General features: G+C 44.8%; 10 protein-coding genes. 7 read left to right on the top strand and 3 right to left on the bottom strand.

Annotation, left to right across the window (positions count from 1 at the left end):
* Window positions 1–9 precede the first annotated feature (9 nt).
* From B6A14_RS09200 to B6A14_RS09170, 7 genes are all read left to right on the top strand, one after another.
* On the top strand, window positions 10–1,215 hold the full coding sequence (locus B6A14_RS09200; RefSeq protein ID WP_087910157.1) for an HlyD family efflux transporter periplasmic adaptor subunit: 1,206 nt from the start codon (window positions 10–12) through the stop codon (window positions 1,213–1,215).
* 47 nt (window positions 1,216–1,262) lie between these two features.
* A complete protein-coding gene (locus tag B6A14_RS09195) occupies window positions 1,263–2,897 on the top strand; it encodes a LuxR C-terminal-related transcriptional regulator (protein ID WP_087910156.1) in 1,635 nt (544 codons plus the stop codon).
* Between the two features lie 17 nt (window positions 2,898–2,914).
* Window positions 2,915–3,868, top strand: coding sequence for a hypothetical protein (locus B6A14_RS09190; RefSeq protein WP_087910155.1), 954 nt, complete (start codon window positions 2,915–2,917; stop codon window positions 3,866–3,868).
* A gap of 111 nt (window positions 3,869–3,979) precedes the next feature.
* A complete protein-coding gene (locus B6A14_RS09185; RefSeq protein WP_087910154.1) occupies window positions 3,980–5,338 on the top strand; it encodes a surface lipoprotein assembly modifier in 1,359 nt (452 codons plus the stop codon).
* A gap of 11 nt (window positions 5,339–5,349) precedes the next feature.
* Window positions 5,350–7,050, top strand: coding sequence for a FecR family protein (locus tag B6A14_RS09180; RefSeq protein WP_161491127.1), 1,701 nt, complete (start codon window positions 5,350–5,352; stop codon window positions 7,048–7,050).
* Window positions 7,051–7,179: 129 nt separating this feature from the next.
* Window positions 7,180–14,385, top strand: a complete 7,206-nt coding sequence (locus B6A14_RS09175; protein ID WP_087910152.1) for a beta strand repeat-containing protein — start codon at window positions 7,180–7,182, stop codon at window positions 14,383–14,385.
* A 178-nt stretch (window positions 14,386–14,563) separates the two neighbouring features.
* On the top strand, window positions 14,564–14,935 hold the full coding sequence (locus tag B6A14_RS09170) for a nuclear transport factor 2 family protein (protein ID WP_087910151.1): 372 nt from the start codon (window positions 14,564–14,566) through the stop codon (window positions 14,933–14,935).
* A gap of 2 nt (window positions 14,936–14,937) precedes the next feature.
* Here B6A14_RS09170 and B6A14_RS09165 read toward each other — a convergent pair whose 3' ends face one another.
* The 3 genes from B6A14_RS09165 to B6A14_RS09155 are packed head-to-tail and all read right to left on the bottom strand — an operon-like array spanning window position 14,938 to window position 18,521.
* Window positions 14,938–15,717: a 3',5'-cyclic-nucleotide phosphodiesterase gene (locus B6A14_RS09165; RefSeq protein ID WP_087910150.1), complete on the bottom strand. Its 780-nt coding sequence runs from the start codon at window positions 15,715–15,717 to the stop codon at window positions 14,938–14,940.
* A gap of 12 nt (window positions 15,718–15,729) precedes the next feature.
* Entirely contained in the window at window positions 15,730–17,988 is a 2,259-nt protein-coding gene (locus B6A14_RS09160; RefSeq protein WP_087910149.1) for a CHASE2 domain-containing protein, read from the bottom strand.
* 11 nt (window positions 17,989–17,999) lie between these two features.
* Window positions 18,000–18,521, bottom strand: coding sequence for a hypothetical protein (locus B6A14_RS09155; RefSeq protein ID WP_087910148.1), 522 nt, complete (start codon window positions 18,519–18,521; stop codon window positions 18,000–18,002).
* Window positions 18,522–18,644: the final 123 nt, after the last annotated feature.

Below are 18,644 nucleotides of genomic sequence, written 5' to 3'. Positions count from 1 at the left end.
GAAAAAACTATGAGTAATGATCCAAACTTACCATCAAATGACCGTCCAAACTTAGTGTTGGGTAGCCGTGCTGATAACTATTTGGCTAAGGCGATTTTGTTGGAAGAGGCAACTCCTCCAACGTATATGCGCACTACCATCAAATTGGTTGCTTATACCGTTGGCATCTTCTTTGTTTGGGCGATGTTTGCCAAGCTAGATGTCGTGGCGCTTTCAACCGGACAAATTATGCCGATTCAGGCCGTAAAGGTAATCCAGCACGTTGACGGTGGTCGTATTGCTACGATCAATGTAGTCGATGGCCAAAAGGTCAAAGAGGGCGAAGTGCTAATGCGCCTAAACGATACCGAGCCATCCGCTGAATATGAGACTTTGAATGCAAAGTATTGGGGTCTGTATGCCAGAGTAGAGCGTTTGCGCGCCTTGCTTGATGGCCGTGATGCTAATTTCTCGGATGTTCCTAAAGAATTCGACAAGATGGTTGAAGAGCAAAAGACAACACTCAAGACTTCACGTGATCAAGTAACGCAACTCGAAGGCGAAATTAAGATTTTGTCTGAGGTTAGCAATATCCGTGGTGAATTGTCTAAAGAAAAGCTTGCAACTCGTGTACAAGCACTAGATGCGCAGCGTAATTTATCCCAAGCAAAAGCAGAGTTGCTGCGTTATCGTCGTACTAATATGGATGAGCTGAATTTGTCTGCCAATGAAATGGTGCAGACCGAAGAGCAACTCAACAAAATGCGCGATCGTTTAGAGCGTGTAGACGTTGTGTCTCCAGTAGACGGCGTTGTGCAAGATCTGAAGTTCCGTACGGTGGGTGGCGTTATTCCTCCAGGCGCTATTTTGATGAACGTGGTTCCATCTGACGGTAACCTCCACGCTGAAGTGCGTGTCTTACCAACCGATATTGGCTTTGTCAAAGTGGGTCAAAAAGCTCGTGTTAAATTTGGCACTTACGATTTCATGCGCTACGGCACGATGGAAGGCACTGTTTCGATGGTTTCTTCCTACAGCACATTGGATGAGAAGCAACAGCCTTATTTCAAGGTCATCATCTCATTGCCGATGAAAAACTTGGGTGATGATCCTGCTAAAACGATTGACCCTGGTATGACTGCCCAGGCGGATATCGTCACTGATCGTCAATCTGTATTGCGTTATTTAATGCGTCCTATTTACATTGCATTCCATCAAGGTATGCGTGAGCGTTAAACAAATTCCCTCTCCTTAATTGGAGGGGGAAACTCTTGTTTTAGCTTATGAGCGAGCATCCATCTTCAGCAAAATCCTCTTTTTCCCAGAGGCAATTGCAAATCTTGGATTTGATCGCACAAGGTAAGTCCAATAAAGAAATTGCCGCTGATTTAAAAATCACCTATGGCACGGTAAAGCAGCATCTCTTTACCATTTTCAAAATGCTGGGCGTCTCGAGTCGTGGCAAGGTCGCGATTCTCGCTAGAGAAGTTTTAGACTCCCATCAATTCGATGACATTAAAAAAAGTAGTATTCAGAATAAAAAAGGCTATGCCTGGCGCTTAATTAGCGCGGTTGCTTTTGTAAGTTCTGATATTCCACCCCCTAATCCAGAGGCGGTTCTTGAACACAATCGACAAATGATGGAGTTCCGTCAATTTGTCATGAAATTAACGCAAGCATTGGATGGCAGGGCTATGCCACTTCCCGATGGTGGGTTGTTGACTTGGTTTGGTCATCCAGCGGCACATTTGGATGATGCTGACAGGGCCTGTCAATTGGCCCAGGCTGTTAGTCACTGGTTAAATAAGCAGAAATCATTGGCCCAGCCGATGGGGATTGGCATTGCATCCCATGCTGAAGTCGTACCCACTGGGGCGCAGGACTTAATCTCCGTCGAGGTCTATCGCACGGCGCTTTCTTTGGCGAAACAATCTTTCGCTTTGCGTTTGCCTCTCGCAAATACTTTAGTGCAAAAACTGGCACCGCATTGTGTGCCATGGGTTCTCATTAAACCCAAAAAATCACCGACAAAAGACGTAGCGAATTCAGCAGGTTTTATAGCAATTGGTCCAGTCCCATCAGCTCCAACAAACCATCCTACACAGTGGGGCGGTATGCCATTTTTAGCAGAGGTTTGTACATCCGCCGATGGCGGCATTGCGCAATGGCTAGCGGTGGAATCTTGGCCGCCTTCTATTACTACCGCATTAATAGATGCGATTGGTAATGAAGCGATGAATCATGGTTTTCAACCAGTTCATATTCGACTGCCTGCACACAAACAAGCTGATGCAGTGTGCTCCTGTGTGCTAGCTCAACTTGAGTGCTATATGCCAAGTAAGCTTAAATCTTCGCAATCATTTGCAGAAGGTAATGCTGAGCGCCTGAGTAAAACCTTGATCGATTTATCGAAAAAGAACCCCATTGTTTTGTTGGTTTATGGCATCCACGCATTACCAACTTTACAAACGATTTTGGGTGAAAAGGGTGTTGATCGATTGGTGGGTTCTCGCATGATGGTTGCGGCAGGCAATGTGCAAAATCAAGGTGAGCCACGGACTAGTGTGCGCCTACTGGGGCCTCGTCCACATAAGCCACTTTTCTCAAGGGTGCTGACAATGACGGTACCAGATTTAGATCTCTTACCAGAGGGTGTCCGTGTTGACTTGCAAGCATTATTGGATCAGCTATCACCGGTAGCGAATTCTTTGATCTTTAAGGCAGCTATTTCTCCAGAAAAATCGATTGAGGATTTAGTCCTCGAGCTACAGTCCCCAAGGCCCGTATTGCAGGCCGCTATTCAGGAATTAGCAAGTTTCGGTCTGATTCTGCCAAGTCAGGGTAATGGCTTTGAATTCCGCGACCTCGCAACTGCGCATGCCATTAAGCAGCTCAGCGATATGTCCTTAGCAGCCTAGTCAGTCTTCTTTCATTTATGATGCCAGCCAAGCCCATCAATCTGAAACTTCTGGTGCTGTGTTTAGCAAGTATTCTCTTGGCATCTTGTGGTTTGTCTAGTCCGCCATTTCCAGTTGCCCCAAGGACTTCCAGTGATCCGCTTCCAAGCTTTAAGCCGGCGAACAAATCATCGGCGCAAACTGGAGTGGTCGAGCCCGATAAACGGAGCGCCAAACCAGTTTCCTTAGAGCAGGCGATTGAGCAAGGCGAACCTCTATCAGCCAATCAAATTCGGGTAGTCATTGTCAAAGGCACGATTTCACGTAAGTTGGCTGAAAACATGCGCAAGCTACTAGCCGGCAATACTGTGCCCGATCCTATGGAAGAGCCTATTCCTGGGAAGTTAATTGTTCTCCTTGACAGCAAGGGCGGTGATGGGATGGCTGCTATGGAAATTGGTCGATTTCTGAGGCGCAATAATGCCCATGTTTTCGTGACGGGTGAGTGTTCCAGTGCTTGCGTATTTTTGTTAGCTAGTGGGGTGGTGCGCGGTGCACCTTCCTTTAGTGTTGGCATTCACCAGGGACGCATTACGATGAGTAGTGATGCCGGCGTTATTAAGCGCGAAGTTGATATACAGGAAGATCCCAAGGCAAAAGCCTTGCTTGCCCAATTTGAGCGTGATGCCAAAGTTTATTTTGCGCAGATGGGTATACCGAGTAGCTTCTTTCAGGCCATGCAAAATCACACCACTAAAGGTGTGTATCGCCTAACAGGTGAAGAAATCACTTTTTATGGACTATCAGGCTTTGAGGATGCGTATTTTGAGAAAAGAGTCCTTTTTTATGCTCAGAAGAAGGGTAAGTGGGCCTTAGATAAGGATGAACTTCATCGGCGTACCGCTAAGGTTGCCTCTGAGTGCGCCTCTTTTGAGCAAAAACAGGTGGACTACATTAATTGTTACAGGCGGGTTTTAACAGATCGGTATTAGCCCTTAGGATAGGTCTTGAGGGCTAGTATGTATGGCATTCCAATAGTAGATGTGTATTAGAATTTGTCCGTTAAATGATTTTTTCTATGATTTATTAAATTAATTGCAATTGTGAAAAGTGTCTCTACCTTATTAAACGTTAGCAAAATTGTGCGCGCCTCAATTTTTGTTGGCATAGCAATTGGCATGCTAGTGATGTCATCATTGGCGCGTGCGGATATTGCCGATGAGATGAAAGTATTGATTGAGCAGGGCAAAGCAAAGCAGGCATATGAGTTAGGTTTAAAACATCCCGAGCTCATGGGTGAGCCTCTGTTTGATTATGCTTTTGGTGTAGCGGCGGTAGATGCCGGCAGAGCATCACTTGGCGTACTCTCCTTAGAGCGCGTCTTATTACAAAACCCTAGCGATGATTTAGTGCGACTTGAGCTTGGGCGTGCGTATTACCAGTTAGAAGAGTACGGTCGCGCAAAAGATGAGTTTTTGGAAGTGAAAAGCCACAAACCACCTGCGGCGGTAATGAGTACTATTAATTTGTATCTTGCAGAAATTGAGCGCAAAGAAAGGGCTCTAAAACCTAACGGATCCGTCTTTGCTGAAATCGGTGCTGGTTATAACAATAATGTGAACACGGCTGCTGCAATTAACAATATCATTTTGCCGTTTTATGGCCCAGTGGAATTAGCATCCACTTCCAAGCCACAATCCTCGCCATTTTCATACTTGTCTGCTGGCGGAAATATTAATATTCCTGTGAGGCCTGGTATCACCAGCTTTACCTCAGTGAGTGTTAGCAGCCAACGCTACTCGCAGGTTGACGGCTATGATCTGAATGTTGGTAATGTGTTGACTGGTCTCAAAATGACTGACGATATCAACACCGTGAAGGTAGTCGGTTTTGCTAGTCCAGCTAAGCTAGATCAAGTACCTGTGCCCAGTGCTTACGGTGGCGGTGCGCAGTATGAGCGTTTGTTGGTGCCCAATCATATGGTTACCGCTGCTTTGGGAAGTACTGCTCTGAATTACAACTCAGAGTACAGCGTATACAACGCCACTCTCAATACAGGTGCACTCGGTTATCGCTGGGCAATGCCCAATGTGACTTGGGCCCCTGTTGTGGTTTTTGGAGCAAGTTACTCACAACAAAACAATACACAAAATCGTTCTGATTTAAGCCGTAATATCACTGGTGGCACTGTAGCGGCATATTTCTTGCCGAGTGACAAGTGGGGTCTTCAGGTTGGCGGAGGATATGCATCTAGCGCTTATGGTGCACCGGATTTGCTGTACGGGCAAAATCGGAGTGATGGTTTGATTTCAGCACAAAGTACTCTTGAGTACAAAATGACAAAAACATTGTCAACAAGAGCAGAGTTTACTTACTATAGAAATAACTCGAATCTGACGCTGTACTCGTTCTCACAATATACCGGTGCACTGAAGTTGCGCTATGAGTGGCAATCTAAATAAGGAGCATGACCATGCTATTGACATCTCCTCATCTTTTCAAATACCTTCCAAAGGTTTTACTCGGCGCCATATTAGCTTGCGCTCTAGCCAGTCCAATCTTTGCACAATCGACCGCAGAAGTAGGTCGCATCTTATTAGCGCTTGGTGATACCAAGCTCATTCGTAAAGGGCAGAGTAGCGCCTTAACGAAAGGCGCCACCTTACAAGCAGGCGATACGATTACCACTGGTGTAAATAGTAATTTACAAATGCGCATGACTGATGGTGCAGTGATTGCACTGCGCGCTGGTTCAGAATTTAAGATCGATGAGTATCAATTCAATGGTAAATCGGATGGTACTGAAAAAGCCTCATTAAATTTAGTCCAAGGTGGTGTACGTGCAGTGACTGGCGTGATTGGGAGAGAGAATAAAGACAATCTCAAAGTCAATACTGTGGCCGCCACCATTGGTGTGCGTGGTACTGGATTTAATATCGTCGATTGCTCTAATAGTTGTTTAGGCGCAGACAAAGCGCTCGCCAAAAATGGTTTATATGCAGGCGTCTTTGAAGGTAAAGTCGTAGTCAAGAATGATGCTAGTGAGGGTACGTATGGGGTGAACGAGCCCATTTACGTTGCCAGCAAGACCGCACCGATTGATCGCCTCAGTGAGCCTCCAGCCTTCCTGAGAGATCCACTAGCTAGTCAAGTGATTGTGCCTAAGAAGGCGGCCTCTGTAGTTCAGCCGATTCAGCAGCCAGTCAATCCACCTAAAGAACCTGCTGACGTTGTTGTTGGCAATGCATCCACATCATTAACCACCATTGGACCAGTAACGATTTTCCAAACACCTAACCTGCTTTGGAATTTCCCGGCCAACATATACAACACGACTTATAACGATGGCTCAACAGTGGCAACTGGTTACAGCAACTATGTGCAAATCGCGCAAGCTTGGCCAGGGTCCACTAATCCAAGCAATGGTTTGCCGTATTACAGTATTAACCCTTCTTTAATTAATACTGATGATGGCGGAGGCTTTGCGGCAACTTATAGTGCTTCAGGTTTTTTAACACAAGTTAGTCTGGCCTCTGCTGGCGCGTTGCTTGTGCCAGGCCCCCAACCTCAATTGCCGAATCTTCCTCCGGTACTGGCTTATACCCAAGGCTCGGCTCAGTTACTAGAGGGCGGAAATTACCAAAACGTTTCTTGGGGGCGCTGGGGTAATGGCACCGTTTCTCAGATTGCTGGATATAACAACGGCCAGCCTATTTATGTTCCGATTGATTCTGGTATTCACCTTGTTGCGGGTCAGTTAAACCAAGATATGCTTAATGCGACCATCAATAGGGCGAATTCTATTTCTTTTACCTTGCTTCGTGCTACTACTCCAACTGCTATTAATGGTGGCCAAAGTTGGTTTGTCACTGGTGGAAACTTAACGGCAAATATTGGTGCTGCAACTATCAATGGTAATTTGGGCTTATTTTCTACAACCTCAGGTAATGCTAACTACAACATGGCGTTTTCAGGTGGGCTAACTGGGTCAGCCAATAACATAGTAAATGGTACCGTTTCAAACACCACTGGTAATCAAGGGGTCTGTAAATCTGGATGTGCTGCGTCCGGTAATGTGAGTTTTTATAACACCCCTGTATCAGCTGCTGGACTCTCCTATAACTTCAATACTGGCACCACCTTTGTTCAGGGTGTCGCTGTCTATAAGCGTTAATCTTCTAAAATCCTAAGGTTATATAACTTAAGTTATATAACCATGATTAGGGGTATTAAAACCCATATAAAGCATTAAATTAGTCTCGAAAGGGCAGTTCTTGCCTAGCAATTAACTTGGAGATTGATCATGGCCGGTGAAGAAAACGCAAACGTAAACTCAGCACAACAAGCTCAGGATGCACAACATCTTGATGACATGACGTCCTTGCAGCAAAACAATGCGCCGGATCAAGGCGAGGCTCGTGCTGATGCCGCATCAGATGCGCAAAACGCACCAGCACAAGATCAGCCAAGTCTTTTCAATAACGAAAAATCTCCAAATAATAATCAATCACCATTAAATAGCAGGCCTGCAGATTCACCACTTGATGGCGCTAATGTAGCCAGCAACCCTGGCGACTTGAACACAACAGCTATTGATCCTAACCAAGATTTCACTGGAAAAAATACTGAAGTTGCAACAGTTACTGTTGCAGAAGGCAATCCAAATGCGAACGTGAACCCTACGATAGTAGGCGGTCGTGATGGCAACCAGCCACAAGGCGCACCAGCAGCCCCAGCTGTACCTGCGGTCCCTCAAGACCCAACCCCCACTAATGCTGATCAAGTTACCCCTCCTACTGACACTACTCCAGCCTTGCTTATCGATCCAGTTGACGATGGCGGAATTGCGCCTGAGATTATTGTCTTAACCCCAGAACTCTCGATCTGGAAAACTGGCACTGTTGTTGAAGGCGCTGGTGATTTGGATACTATGATTGAAGCGGGTGAGTCGCAGGTTGCTTACTCGGTGATCGTTCAAAACACGGGTAACCAAACCTTATCTTCTTTAACGATTGCCGACGATAAATTATTTGGCTCTTTAAATACTGCAACAGTTGATGCCAGCGATTTATATGAAATTGGTGACACCATTACTTTTGAGGTAGGCACCTATAACGGTACTGCCTTTACACAAAACACTACAGGTACCACTACAGTTACTGGCACCCTCGGTGCTAATGGAGTAGTGACTCTGGCTGAGGGCGTTACTTTAGCCCCAGGTCAAGCCTTGCAACTGTCTTATGACTATGTGATTACCCAAGATGATTTGGATGTTGCCGATGGTAATGATGCTGATGGCAATGCCGAGTTAGATAACTTAGCAATCGCTAGCTCTGATCAAACTACCCCAGCTGATCCTGATACTCCTGCTGCCAATGATGGTAAAGCTACTTACACAGTAGAGTTGGCCAAAACCCCAGAACTCTCGATCTGGAAAACTGGCACTGTTGTTGAAGGTGCGGGTGATTTGGATACTATGATTGAAGCGGGTGAGTCGCAGGTTGCTTACTCGGTGATCGTTCAAAACACGGGTAACCAAACCTTATCTTCTTTAACGATTGCCGACGATAAATTATTTGGCTCTTTAAATACTGCAACAGTTGATGCCAGCGATTTATATGAAATTGGTGACACCATTACTTTTGAGGTAGGCACCTATAACGGTACTGCCTTTACACAAAACACTACAGGTACCACTACAGTTACTGGCACCCTCGGTGCTAATGGAGTAGTGACTCTGGCTGAGGGCGTTACTTTAGCCCCAGGTCAAGCCTTGCAACTGTCTTATGACTATGTGATTACCCAAGATGATTTGGATGTTGCCGATGGTAATGATGCTGATGGCAATGCCGAGTTAGATAACTTAGCAATCGCTAGCTCTGATCAAACTACCCCAGCTGATCGTGATACTCCTGCTGCCAATGATGGTAAAGCTACTTACACAGTAGAGTTGGCCAAAACCCCAGATTTATTGATTACTAAGAGCGCAGTTATCAAGGATCTTGGTGATGACTTCGACTCAGATGGAAGCGGTAGTGAATCTTCTGATAGTCATGATGATGAGAATGAAAACAATAACTCTAGCGATGATGACAACAGCGATGATGAGAACAATAACTCTAGCGATGATGACAACAGCGATGATGAGAACAATAACTCTGAGAATGAGTATCGAGTAGAAAATAATAATGAGAATGACTCAGAGTCAAGCTCGGAATCCGATTCGGATTCCAATTCATCTCATCATTCAGTAGATAGCTCTGGAGATCTCATTGAATATACGTTAACAGTCCAAAACACAGGAAATACAACTCTTACTAATGTTTTGGTTTATGACACTATGTTTGTTACAAATGGCAGTCATATCTCTCCTATAAAAATTAATGGTGAACTCTATGATGGAGAAATTAAAACTGATTTAGCAGGTAAATCATATATAGAGATTGATGAATTACAAGTTGGTGAAACAATTCTTGTAACCTACTCTTATGAAGTTCAGATTGAAGATCTGAATTACACAATTGAGACTATCAGTTCTTCTGATATGAGTTTCTCAACCTCTGATAGAGGCATGACCTACGATGTTTCAATTGATGGACGCGATTATGTCGAATTGTCGGCTTATGTAAACAACAATGTTGTTTACGATAGCAATCGCACTGCTGATTTAGATGAGTCTCAAAATGGTAAATATGACTTGGGCGGTACTGATGCACCTATTAAGATGAGTAGCGATACCGGCGCATTTACTGCTGGCGTTGCTGGTAATACGGTTCAAGGCAAATATTTTGGCCCAAGCGAAACAAAGGGTTATCAAGAGCACATGGTTGCTACATTTAACCAGGCCCAGGCTGTTAAGGGTGGTGGTTTTACGATTACTAATGTAGGCGATGCTGAAGTTGCCTTAGCTGTTAAGTTTACTGATGGAAGCATTAAGATTCAATCATTTATCTTCTCTCAGAACTCGCCCGATTCATATTCTGCTGGGTTTACTGGTACTAAGGCCAGTGATAATGCTAACTTAATCAAGGTTACGAACAGCGGCGATCCTATTTCTTCGGCACCAGGTTTTCAGATTCAAAAGGTTGTAGCCAATGATGGCTCTGAAGAGAGTGGCTCAGATCATAATTCTGGTTCAAACGGATCAGGTGCAACCAATGTGCTGTGGAACATTTCTTATACAAATTCTGAAGATATCGTCAGCATAGATATTTGGGCCGTTGGAAATCCACGAAATACCAGCAGCGAAGCTTCCTTTAAGGTAGTAGATTTTGGAATTGATGTGCCTGTATATCAAGCGAGCCAAATCGACAACGTAGCTGGTGCTGATTCTGATCAAACAGGCTTGGAAAGTGTTGCACTAAGTGTTGCTATTGACGATCATATATCTGCTGATGGATCTGGTGAGGCTGATATTCACGGTGAAACTGAAGAGGGAGATAGCACAATTTCAGGAGAGAATTCATCAAGAGTAGATGAAGAGCATGAAAGCAAGTCTACCGGCGGAAGATTAGTTGCTCATTCCTCTGGCGGAGATGAAACCTTCTTTGTAGCATACGAAGAGGCTGATGGTGATAATGGCTACGGTAAGTTCAGTGTTGATATGGATGGCACTTGGACATACTCCATGAACAGTGCTTACGATGAATTTGAAGAGGGCAGAAATTACACCGACAGTATTACAGTAACAACTGCAGATGGAACCACTCAGCTGATCACCGTCACTATTGCTGGTACTAATGATGCCGCAGTCATTAGCGGAACTTCAACCGCTAGCCTGACTGAAACTAATGCTGCATTAACGACAACTGGTACCTTAACTTCTACTGACGTAGATGGCACTGCGAATGCATTTATAGCGTTACCTAGTACTGCAGGTAACAATGGTTATGGCAAATTTACAATGACCAGTGGTGGCGCATGGACTTATACCGCAGATACTGCTAATAACGAGTTCGTATCAGGTACTAATTACACTGATAGCGTGACCGTACAAGCTGCTGATGGTACTAATAAGACTATTACCGTCACTATTGCTGGTACTAATGATGCTCCGGTAATTAGTGCTGTTACTAGCCCAGTAGCTTATACCGAGGGTGGCTCGGCCATTACCTTGGATAGCGCTATCACTCTATCTGACAGTGACTCCTCCAACTTCAACGGCGGCTCCTTAACAGTGTCCTTCACTGCCAACGGTACTGCTGCTGATCAATTGGCAATTATTACGTCTTCTACAAGCGATACAACCCCAAGTGACGGTACCTTCAGTACAAATACTTCTGGTGGTACAACAACTTTGTATTACAACCCTGCGGGCGCAGAAAATTTATTCACAGTAGGTACGATTAGCTCAAATGGCGCAAATGGTTCTGCTTTAACAGTCAACTTCACTAGCAGTTCAGTAACACCTGCTGTCGTAGAAGCTTTGATTGAAAAGATTACCTATGCCAATACTTCGAATAATCCAAGTACTGCAGCGCGTACGGTTACCTTCTCATTGAATGATGGTGATGGAGGCTCAACTAATATCGGTACAGCAGAAATTATTGTTGATGTAACAGCGGTTAACAACGCCGCAGTCATTAGCGGAACTTCAACCGCTAGCCTGACTGAAACTAATGCTGCATTAACGACAACTGGTACCTTAACTTCTACTGACGTAGATGGCACTGCGAATGCATTTATAGCGTTACCTAGTACTGCAGGTAACAATGGTTATGGCAAATTTACAATGACCAGTGGTGGCGCATGGACTTATACCGCAGATACTGCTAATAACGAGTTCGTATCAGGTACTAATTACACTGATAGCGTGACCGTACAAGCTGCTGATGGTACTAATAAGACTATTACCGTCACTATTGCTGGTACTAATGATGCCGCAGTCATTAGCGGAACTTCAACCGCTAGCCTGACTGAAACTAATGCTGCATTAACGACAACTGGTACCTTAACTTCTACTGACGTAGATGGCACTGCGAATGCATTTATAGCGTTACCTAGTACTGCAGGTAACAATGGTTATGGCAAATTTACAATGACCAGTGGTGGCGCATGGACTTATACCGCAGATACTGCTAATAACGAGTTCGTATCAGGTACTAATTACACTGATAGCGTGACCGTACAAGCTGCTGATGGTACTAATAAGACTATTACCGTCACTATTGCTGGTACTAATGATGCTCCGGTAATTAGTGCTGTTACTAGCCCAGTAGCTTATACCGAGGGTGGCTCGGCCATTACCTTGGATAGCGCTATCACTCTATCTGACAGTGACTCCTCCAACTTCAACGGCGGCTCCTTAACAGTGTCCTTCACTGCCAACGGTACTGCTGCTGATCAATTGGCAATTATTACGTCTTCTACAAGCGATACAACCCCAAGTGACGGTACCTTCAGTACAAATACTTCTGGTGGTACAACAACTTTGTATTACAACCCTGCGGGCGCAGAAAATTTATTCACAGTAGGTACGATTAGCTCAAATGGCGCAAATGGTTCTGCTTTAACAGTCAACTTCACTAGCAGTTCAGTAACACCTGCTGTCGTAGAAGCTTTGATTGAAAAGATTACCTATGCCAATACTTCGAATAATCCAAGTACTGCAGCGCGTACGGTTACCTTCTCATTGAATGATGGTGATGGAGGCTCAACTAATATCGGTACAGCAGAAATTATTGTTGATGTAACAGCGGTTAACAACGCCGCAGTCATTAGCGGAACTTCAACCGCTAGCCTGACTGAAACTAATGCTGCATTAACGACAACTGGTACCTTAACTTCTACTGACGTAGATGGCACTGCGAATGCATTTATAGCGTTACCTAGTACTGCAGGTAACAATGGTTATGGCAAATTTACAATGACCAGTGGTGGCGCATGGACTTATACCGCAGATACTGCTAATAACGAGTTCGTATCAGGTACTAATTACACTGATAGCGTGACCGTACAAGCTGCTGATGGTACTAATAAGACTATTACCGTCACTATTGCTGGTACGAACGATGCTCCGGTAATTAGTGCTGTTAATAGCTCGGCGGCATTTACCAAAAGTGGCGGAACGATTGTATTGGACAGTGCTGTAACGGTATCTGATGCCGACTCTTCCAACTTCAATGGTGGTTCCTTAACAGTGTCCTTCACTGCCAACGGTACTGCTGCTGATCAATTGGCAATTATTACGTCTTCTACAAGTAGCAGTACTCCAGCTAACGATGGGGACTTTAGTACAAGGACTTCAAGCGGCACAACTACCTTGTACTACAACCCTACGGGTTCTGGTACCACAAACGTAATCACAGTAGGTACGATTAGCTCAAATGGCTCAAATGGCTCTGATCTCACAATCAACTTCTCTAGCAGCTCAGTAACACCTGCTATTGTGGAAGCCTTGATCGAAAAGATCACCTATGCCAATACTTCGAATAATCCAAATACAGCAACGCGTACGGTTACCTTCACATTAAATGATGGTGATGGTGGCTCTACCAATATCGGTACAGCAGCGATTGATGTTTCAGTAAGTAGAGCTCCTATTGCCCTGGATCTTGATGGTAATGGTATTAATTACTTAAGTACCTCTGCCGGCGTAACTCATGACTTCACTAATACTGGAGTAAACGAAGCAACGGCTTGGGTTGGTTCAGGTGATGGCTTACTGGCTCTGCAAAGAGAAGACGGTACTTTGAATATTGTCTTTAGTACTCAAGCAGGTGAAACTGACTTGCAAGGCCTAGCAAAAGTCTATGACTCAAACAAAGATAATGTGTTTGATTCAAAAGACGTTGATTTTGCTAAGTTTGGTGCATGGCAAGACGTTGATAGCGATGGCAAGGTTGATGCTGGTGAATTCCAAACATTAGCTGATCGCGGTATTGCTAGTTTGTCATTAACCTCAGATGGTCAGGTAAGCCTTGCTGCAAATGGTGATGTCATCATCCATGGTGAAACTACCTTTACCACAACTGATGGCACTGCGCATATTGCTCAAGACGTCAGCTTTGCAACCAATGGCGACTTCTACTTGGCTGATTTCTCAGCCTTGTTAAGCGGTGCTGATTCAGTTCATTCGAAGATTTCGATCGACCAGGATGGCGCAACCGATTCACATTCATCTCTGTTTGTAGAGCTCGGCGGTCAGACTTACGAGATCGCAACCATGAAAGGCGAAGAATTAGGCGGTAAGGATATTTTGTCTCACTTCGCTGGCGCTGATGGTGCTAAGGCGCTTGATGGTAGCGCATGGACTGAAGTTGTGGATATCACTAGCTTGCATGGTGGTCCTGCATCTGTTACAGCTGAAGGTGGTGCATTAACTAATAGCTTTGACAACAATGGTGGTGATTGGACTGTAGTTGTTAAGTCTGGTACTGCTACTGTTGATACGGCTAACAATCAGATCACATTCTCTTCAGATCATGCTGATAATGCGGTTACGATTACCACTGCTGATGGAACTTCACACGATATTCATAATGTCGATAAGATCCAGTGGCACGGTTAATCAAGTAGGGAAGGGTATGTGAACTAATCATTGGACGCATATCCCAGTCTTCTAAAACCCCCCATCCTTACCGGTGGGGGTTTTTATTTGTGCGCATTCACAGTACAAAATGAGTTTCAATTTCGGTATGATGGAAAAGAAACACAGTAAAACAGAAGAAATTAGATTGGAAATGTAGATGAATGCAATTGACATCCAAGCTCAGGCAGAAGCTTTAGAGCGCCTCTCTGTGCGCCATATTCAGGAAAAAAATTGGCAAGCCCTAGAGGATATGCTCGATCCCGCCTGTCAGTTTGTAAGCTCTACAGGGTCTTACGATCGGGCAAGTGCCATGACTCTCATGAAAGAGATGAATCTAGGTGAGGTAGGCTTTAAGGATTTTAAAGTGACGCAAGCAGGGGATAATCTAATTGTCAGCTTTTGGATCTGTGCCATCGAATACCGTGATGGCAAGCAATTATCTTCCAGCTATTCACCACGCTTGAGTGTGTGGAAAAAATCCAGCGATACCTGGAAGTGCATCGCCTATGCTGACTTAATAGACTCTTGAAATTAAAACGATAAGACCAAGTTTGCTTCTAGAGAACGAATTTTCTGGGGTAGATGTTTGGAGGCAGCCAAAATTTCTTGGATGATGTGATTGCCGCCATCTGGTTTTAAATGCGAGATCCAAACTTGGGTTGTCTGATTAGATAAATTCTCTAAATCTTTCGCAATGCCAAGGCTACTGTAATGACCAGAGAGATCGGCTAAGGCCTGCTCTGAGGCTGTAAAAGAAGACTCTATTAATAAGTGCTTCAAGTTAGGGTAGGCATTCACTGCTTGCCAGAAGTCGGGATGGGGGCCTGTATCACCACTAAAGACCAAAACGCCAGAATCAGATTCAATCGCGTAGCCAATAGCAGGAATGCTATGGTTTACCGGGAGGGTAGTGATCCTGTAGGTGCCCATCTCCATTGTTTGGCCAAGGTCGATTGGCATGAGTTGCAAAAAAGGATGCTCAATGCTCGGAATGACCGTGAAATCAGGCCAGACGATGTTATTCAGAATATGGTTTTTGAGTGCACTTAGGGTGGCATCAATCCCATAGACTTTAATCGGGCTCTTGCGTGAGCCACCAACAGAATCTGCCAAAAAACCAACGCTACAAATATGATCCAAATGACTATGTGTCAGAAAAATATGATCAATCTTGCGTAATTGATCTAGTGTGAGATCGCCAACGCCAGTGCCAGCATCAATTAAGGTGTTCTCATTTAGCAGAAAAGAAGTGGTTCTGAGTCCAGCAGCAATGCCGCCACTACATCCCAGAACCTGCAAGCTACAAGTCATTATTTAATCCAATTATTTTTTGGTGAAGGTAAAGCTACCGTCCCAATCATCACCTGGTGGATTATCTCGCAAAAGCCCAATTCTCTCTAGGTAGAGCTCATAGAGCACCTCTCCAGTGCTGCGGTAATTTTCTAGCAGGAACTCAAACTGGGTTTGTGCGTCGTTCCATTCTTGATTACGGTAGGCTTGTAAGGCTTTTTCAAACAATTGGAGGGCCGCCATCTTTTCTTCAGAGACCGTGCCTTCAAAGCCCAGTGGCTCAAAGATCTTGACGGCGATATCTTTACCTTTCACACGTACTTTATCAACTTCCCGTGCGATCAAATCTGGTAGTTTTTTGTAGGTCTCATCACCAATAATGATGGCTGCGCCATACTCTTTAGTAATGCCTTCCAGGCGAGAGGCTAAATTCACTGCATCACCCATGACGGTGTATGCCAAACGAATTTCGGAGCCCATGTTGCCGACGCTGACGCGACCGCTATTGAGACCAATACCCACCTTAATAGGAGGCCAACCCTTTTTAATAAATTCTTCATTGAGTAAATCCATGGCGGTGAGCATTTCAAAGGCAGAGATGAGACCATGACGCGCATGATCTTCGTCCTTAATTGGCGCACCCCAAAACGCCATAATGCAATCGCCCATGTATTTATCAATGGTGCCTTGATTGTGATAAATCACTTTGGTGAAGGGGGTTAAGAAGGCATTAATAAACTCAGAGAGAGTCTTAGCATCTAAGCTTTCAGAAATCGTCGTAAAGCCACGGACATCGCTAAACAAAATAGTCAACTCGCGACTTTCACCTTCCATACTGAAGTTGGCAGGATTCTTGGCCATCTCATCAACGAGTTCGGGAGGGACGTATTGACCAAAAAGACCATTCATCAGACGTTTGCCACGCGACTCAACAAAATAGCCGTAGGCCACGTTAAATAGGTAGAGGAGGGTGGCTACCGCCATTAAACCTGCTAGTGGAAAGACGATGCCCCCTTGATAGAGCCAGAAATTGGATCCTAGAATGACAGCAGCCCCAATGGTCGAAGCCACTAAACCCGAGAGTGGTTTTAGCCACGGCAATAACAGTGCAAAGAAAATGCCTAAAACTGCAATCGCTAAAAAATTGACTGTCTGTACCCAAACAGGGGATTGCTTAATCGTGCCATCCAGAATTCCGGCAATAAGGTTCGCATGAATTTCTACACCAGGGTAAGTATTGCTAAAAGGAGTGGTGCGCAGATCCAGCAAGCCTGGAGCAGTTGTACCAATGAGCACGATTTTTTCTTCTAGCGCTTTGGGATCAATCTTTTGATTGATGACATCAGATGCGGATATATAGTCAAAGCTCTGATAGCCACCGCGATAGGGAATGTAGCTCACTAACTCCGTGTTTATTGGCAACGCAGCGCCACCAACATCTAGAGCGGCAACAGAGCCAAATTGGTCGACAGAAGTTCCTGGATTCAGAATTAAACCGAGGGGCAAACCGCCCAAGAGTGTACGAGCTGAAGCGAGTGCAAGAGAGGCGTAATAACCATTCTCATGACGTATGAGCATGGGTACGCGGCGGATAACGCCATCACTGTCGACCAGTGGATTGATGTGACCGCCATCCGCGGAGCTTGATTGCAGACGTGCCAAATTACCGGTGTAGCCACTACGTACTAAAGGATCCACCGCTGATAAGGGGAGTTCTTTTGTAGTGAGTGCAGGTATTGGCAGAGAACCTTTCTGACTGGTCTCAATTGCTGGCAAAAAGGTAAAACCCAAAACAACGGGCTGATCTTTCATGCTGGCTGCAAAGCGGCCATCAAAATCAAGCTCCGGTTTGAGTTTGGATAATTCTGAAGCTAATACAGAGTTGCCTTTGAGATTTCTATTGGCAATATTTTCAAGCGACTGGATACCAGAAGAGAGATCCTTTTCTGAAAAGATCACGTCATAGCCAACTAGCGCTACCTGATACTGGTTGAGTAAGCGATCATTTAAAAGGGCTAGGCGATCACGCGGCCATGGCCAGCGTCCTTCACCGCCTTGCTCGCGCTCGCGCAGACTCTTTTCATCAATGTCGACAATGACAATGCGAGAATCCACGCCACCAGGCGCAGTCAGCTTTAGGCGAGCGTCATACAGCAGGCCATCAGCATGTTCAATTAAGGAAACGTTAATCCAATTGCCTGCCTGCGCTACAAAGAAGAGCGCAATGACCAGGCCACCCAGCGTTCTAATGAAGCGATTATTGAGGAAACGTTCTTTTCTAAAGAAGCTCATATTCACCTGAGTTAATGGAGTTTTCTAGATTTATCTTGCTCAAGGGTTTCATGTAAACCAGTCAGTGCGCCAGTACTCTCGGCATGGAGTTGCCAATCCGCATCAGTAGCAAGTTTCTCCAGTAAAACAATGAGTGGTTGTAATTGCCCCAGTGGTAGTTCAAAGGTGGCTGTTTTACCAATATCTAATTGCAGACCAATGGTTACCGATTCATTATTGGATTGGAGGTTTAAACCGATGACCAGAACGGGCTTATCGCCGAGTGGAGTCTTGTCACCACCTTCAAAAGACTCTTGAAGATTTAATTGCTGTTTAACAGCGTCCTTTTGAAATTCTTGAATGACTTGCGAGGCTCGGGCGTTGTGTTTCGTTTCCAAGTTCGCCTGAATCATGGATTGCGAACCTTGCAAAAGATGCTTGGCAATAAAGCGGGTAATCCAAAAGCGGAAAAGCTCCCCTTCGCTGGTATTGAGGCTTAGGGTAATGCGATCCTCTTTTTTAGACCAGCCCGCGTTGAATTGTTTAATCGCCATTTGTAGACTTTATATTCTATTTTCTCGAAAGATTATTGATTAACCATTTATATAACTAAAGTTATATCCTTGCTTGGGGATATTCACGCTGAAGTTGGTAAAAGATGCCTCAAAAAACGTCAA

Origin of the sequence: Polynucleobacter hirudinilacicola (assembly GCF_002192535.1) — a bacterium.
Lineage (GTDB): Bacteria > Pseudomonadota > Gammaproteobacteria > Burkholderiales > Burkholderiaceae > Polynucleobacter > Polynucleobacter hirudinilacicola.
Note: the sequence above shows the minus strand (reverse complement) of the source record. Positions and strands in the feature narration are given on the sequence as shown.

Excerpts from the sequence above, each read along its gene's own strand:
- B6A14_RS09190 (WP_087910155.1), top strand. The coding sequence starts at position 2,915 with ATGATGCCAGCCAAGCCCATCAATCTGAAACTTCTGGTGCTGTGTTTA.
- B6A14_RS09165 (WP_087910150.1), bottom strand. The coding sequence starts at position 15,717 with ATGACTTGTAGCTTGCAGGTTCTGGGATGTAGTGGCGGCATTGCTGCT.
- B6A14_RS09175 (WP_087910152.1), top strand. The coding sequence starts at position 7,180 with ATGGCCGGTGAAGAAAACGCAAACGTAAACTCAGCACAACAAGCTCAG.
- B6A14_RS09170 (WP_087910151.1), top strand. The coding sequence starts at position 14,564 with ATGAATGCAATTGACATCCAAGCTCAGGCAGAAGCTTTAGAGCGCCTC.
- B6A14_RS09155 (WP_087910148.1), bottom strand. The coding sequence starts at position 18,521 with ATGGCGATTAAACAATTCAACGCGGGCTGGTCTAAAAAAGAGGATCGC.
- B6A14_RS09195 (WP_087910156.1), top strand. The coding sequence starts at position 1,263 with ATGAGCGAGCATCCATCTTCAGCAAAATCCTCTTTTTCCCAGAGGCAA.
- B6A14_RS09160 (WP_087910149.1), bottom strand. The coding sequence starts at position 17,988 with ATGAGCTTCTTTAGAAAAGAACGTTTCCTCAATAATCGCTTCATTAGA.
- B6A14_RS09180 (WP_161491127.1), top strand. The coding sequence starts at position 5,350 with ATGCTATTGACATCTCCTCATCTTTTCAAATACCTTCCAAAGGTTTTA.
- B6A14_RS09200 (WP_087910157.1), top strand. The coding sequence starts at position 10 with ATGAGTAATGATCCAAACTTACCATCAAATGACCGTCCAAACTTAGTG.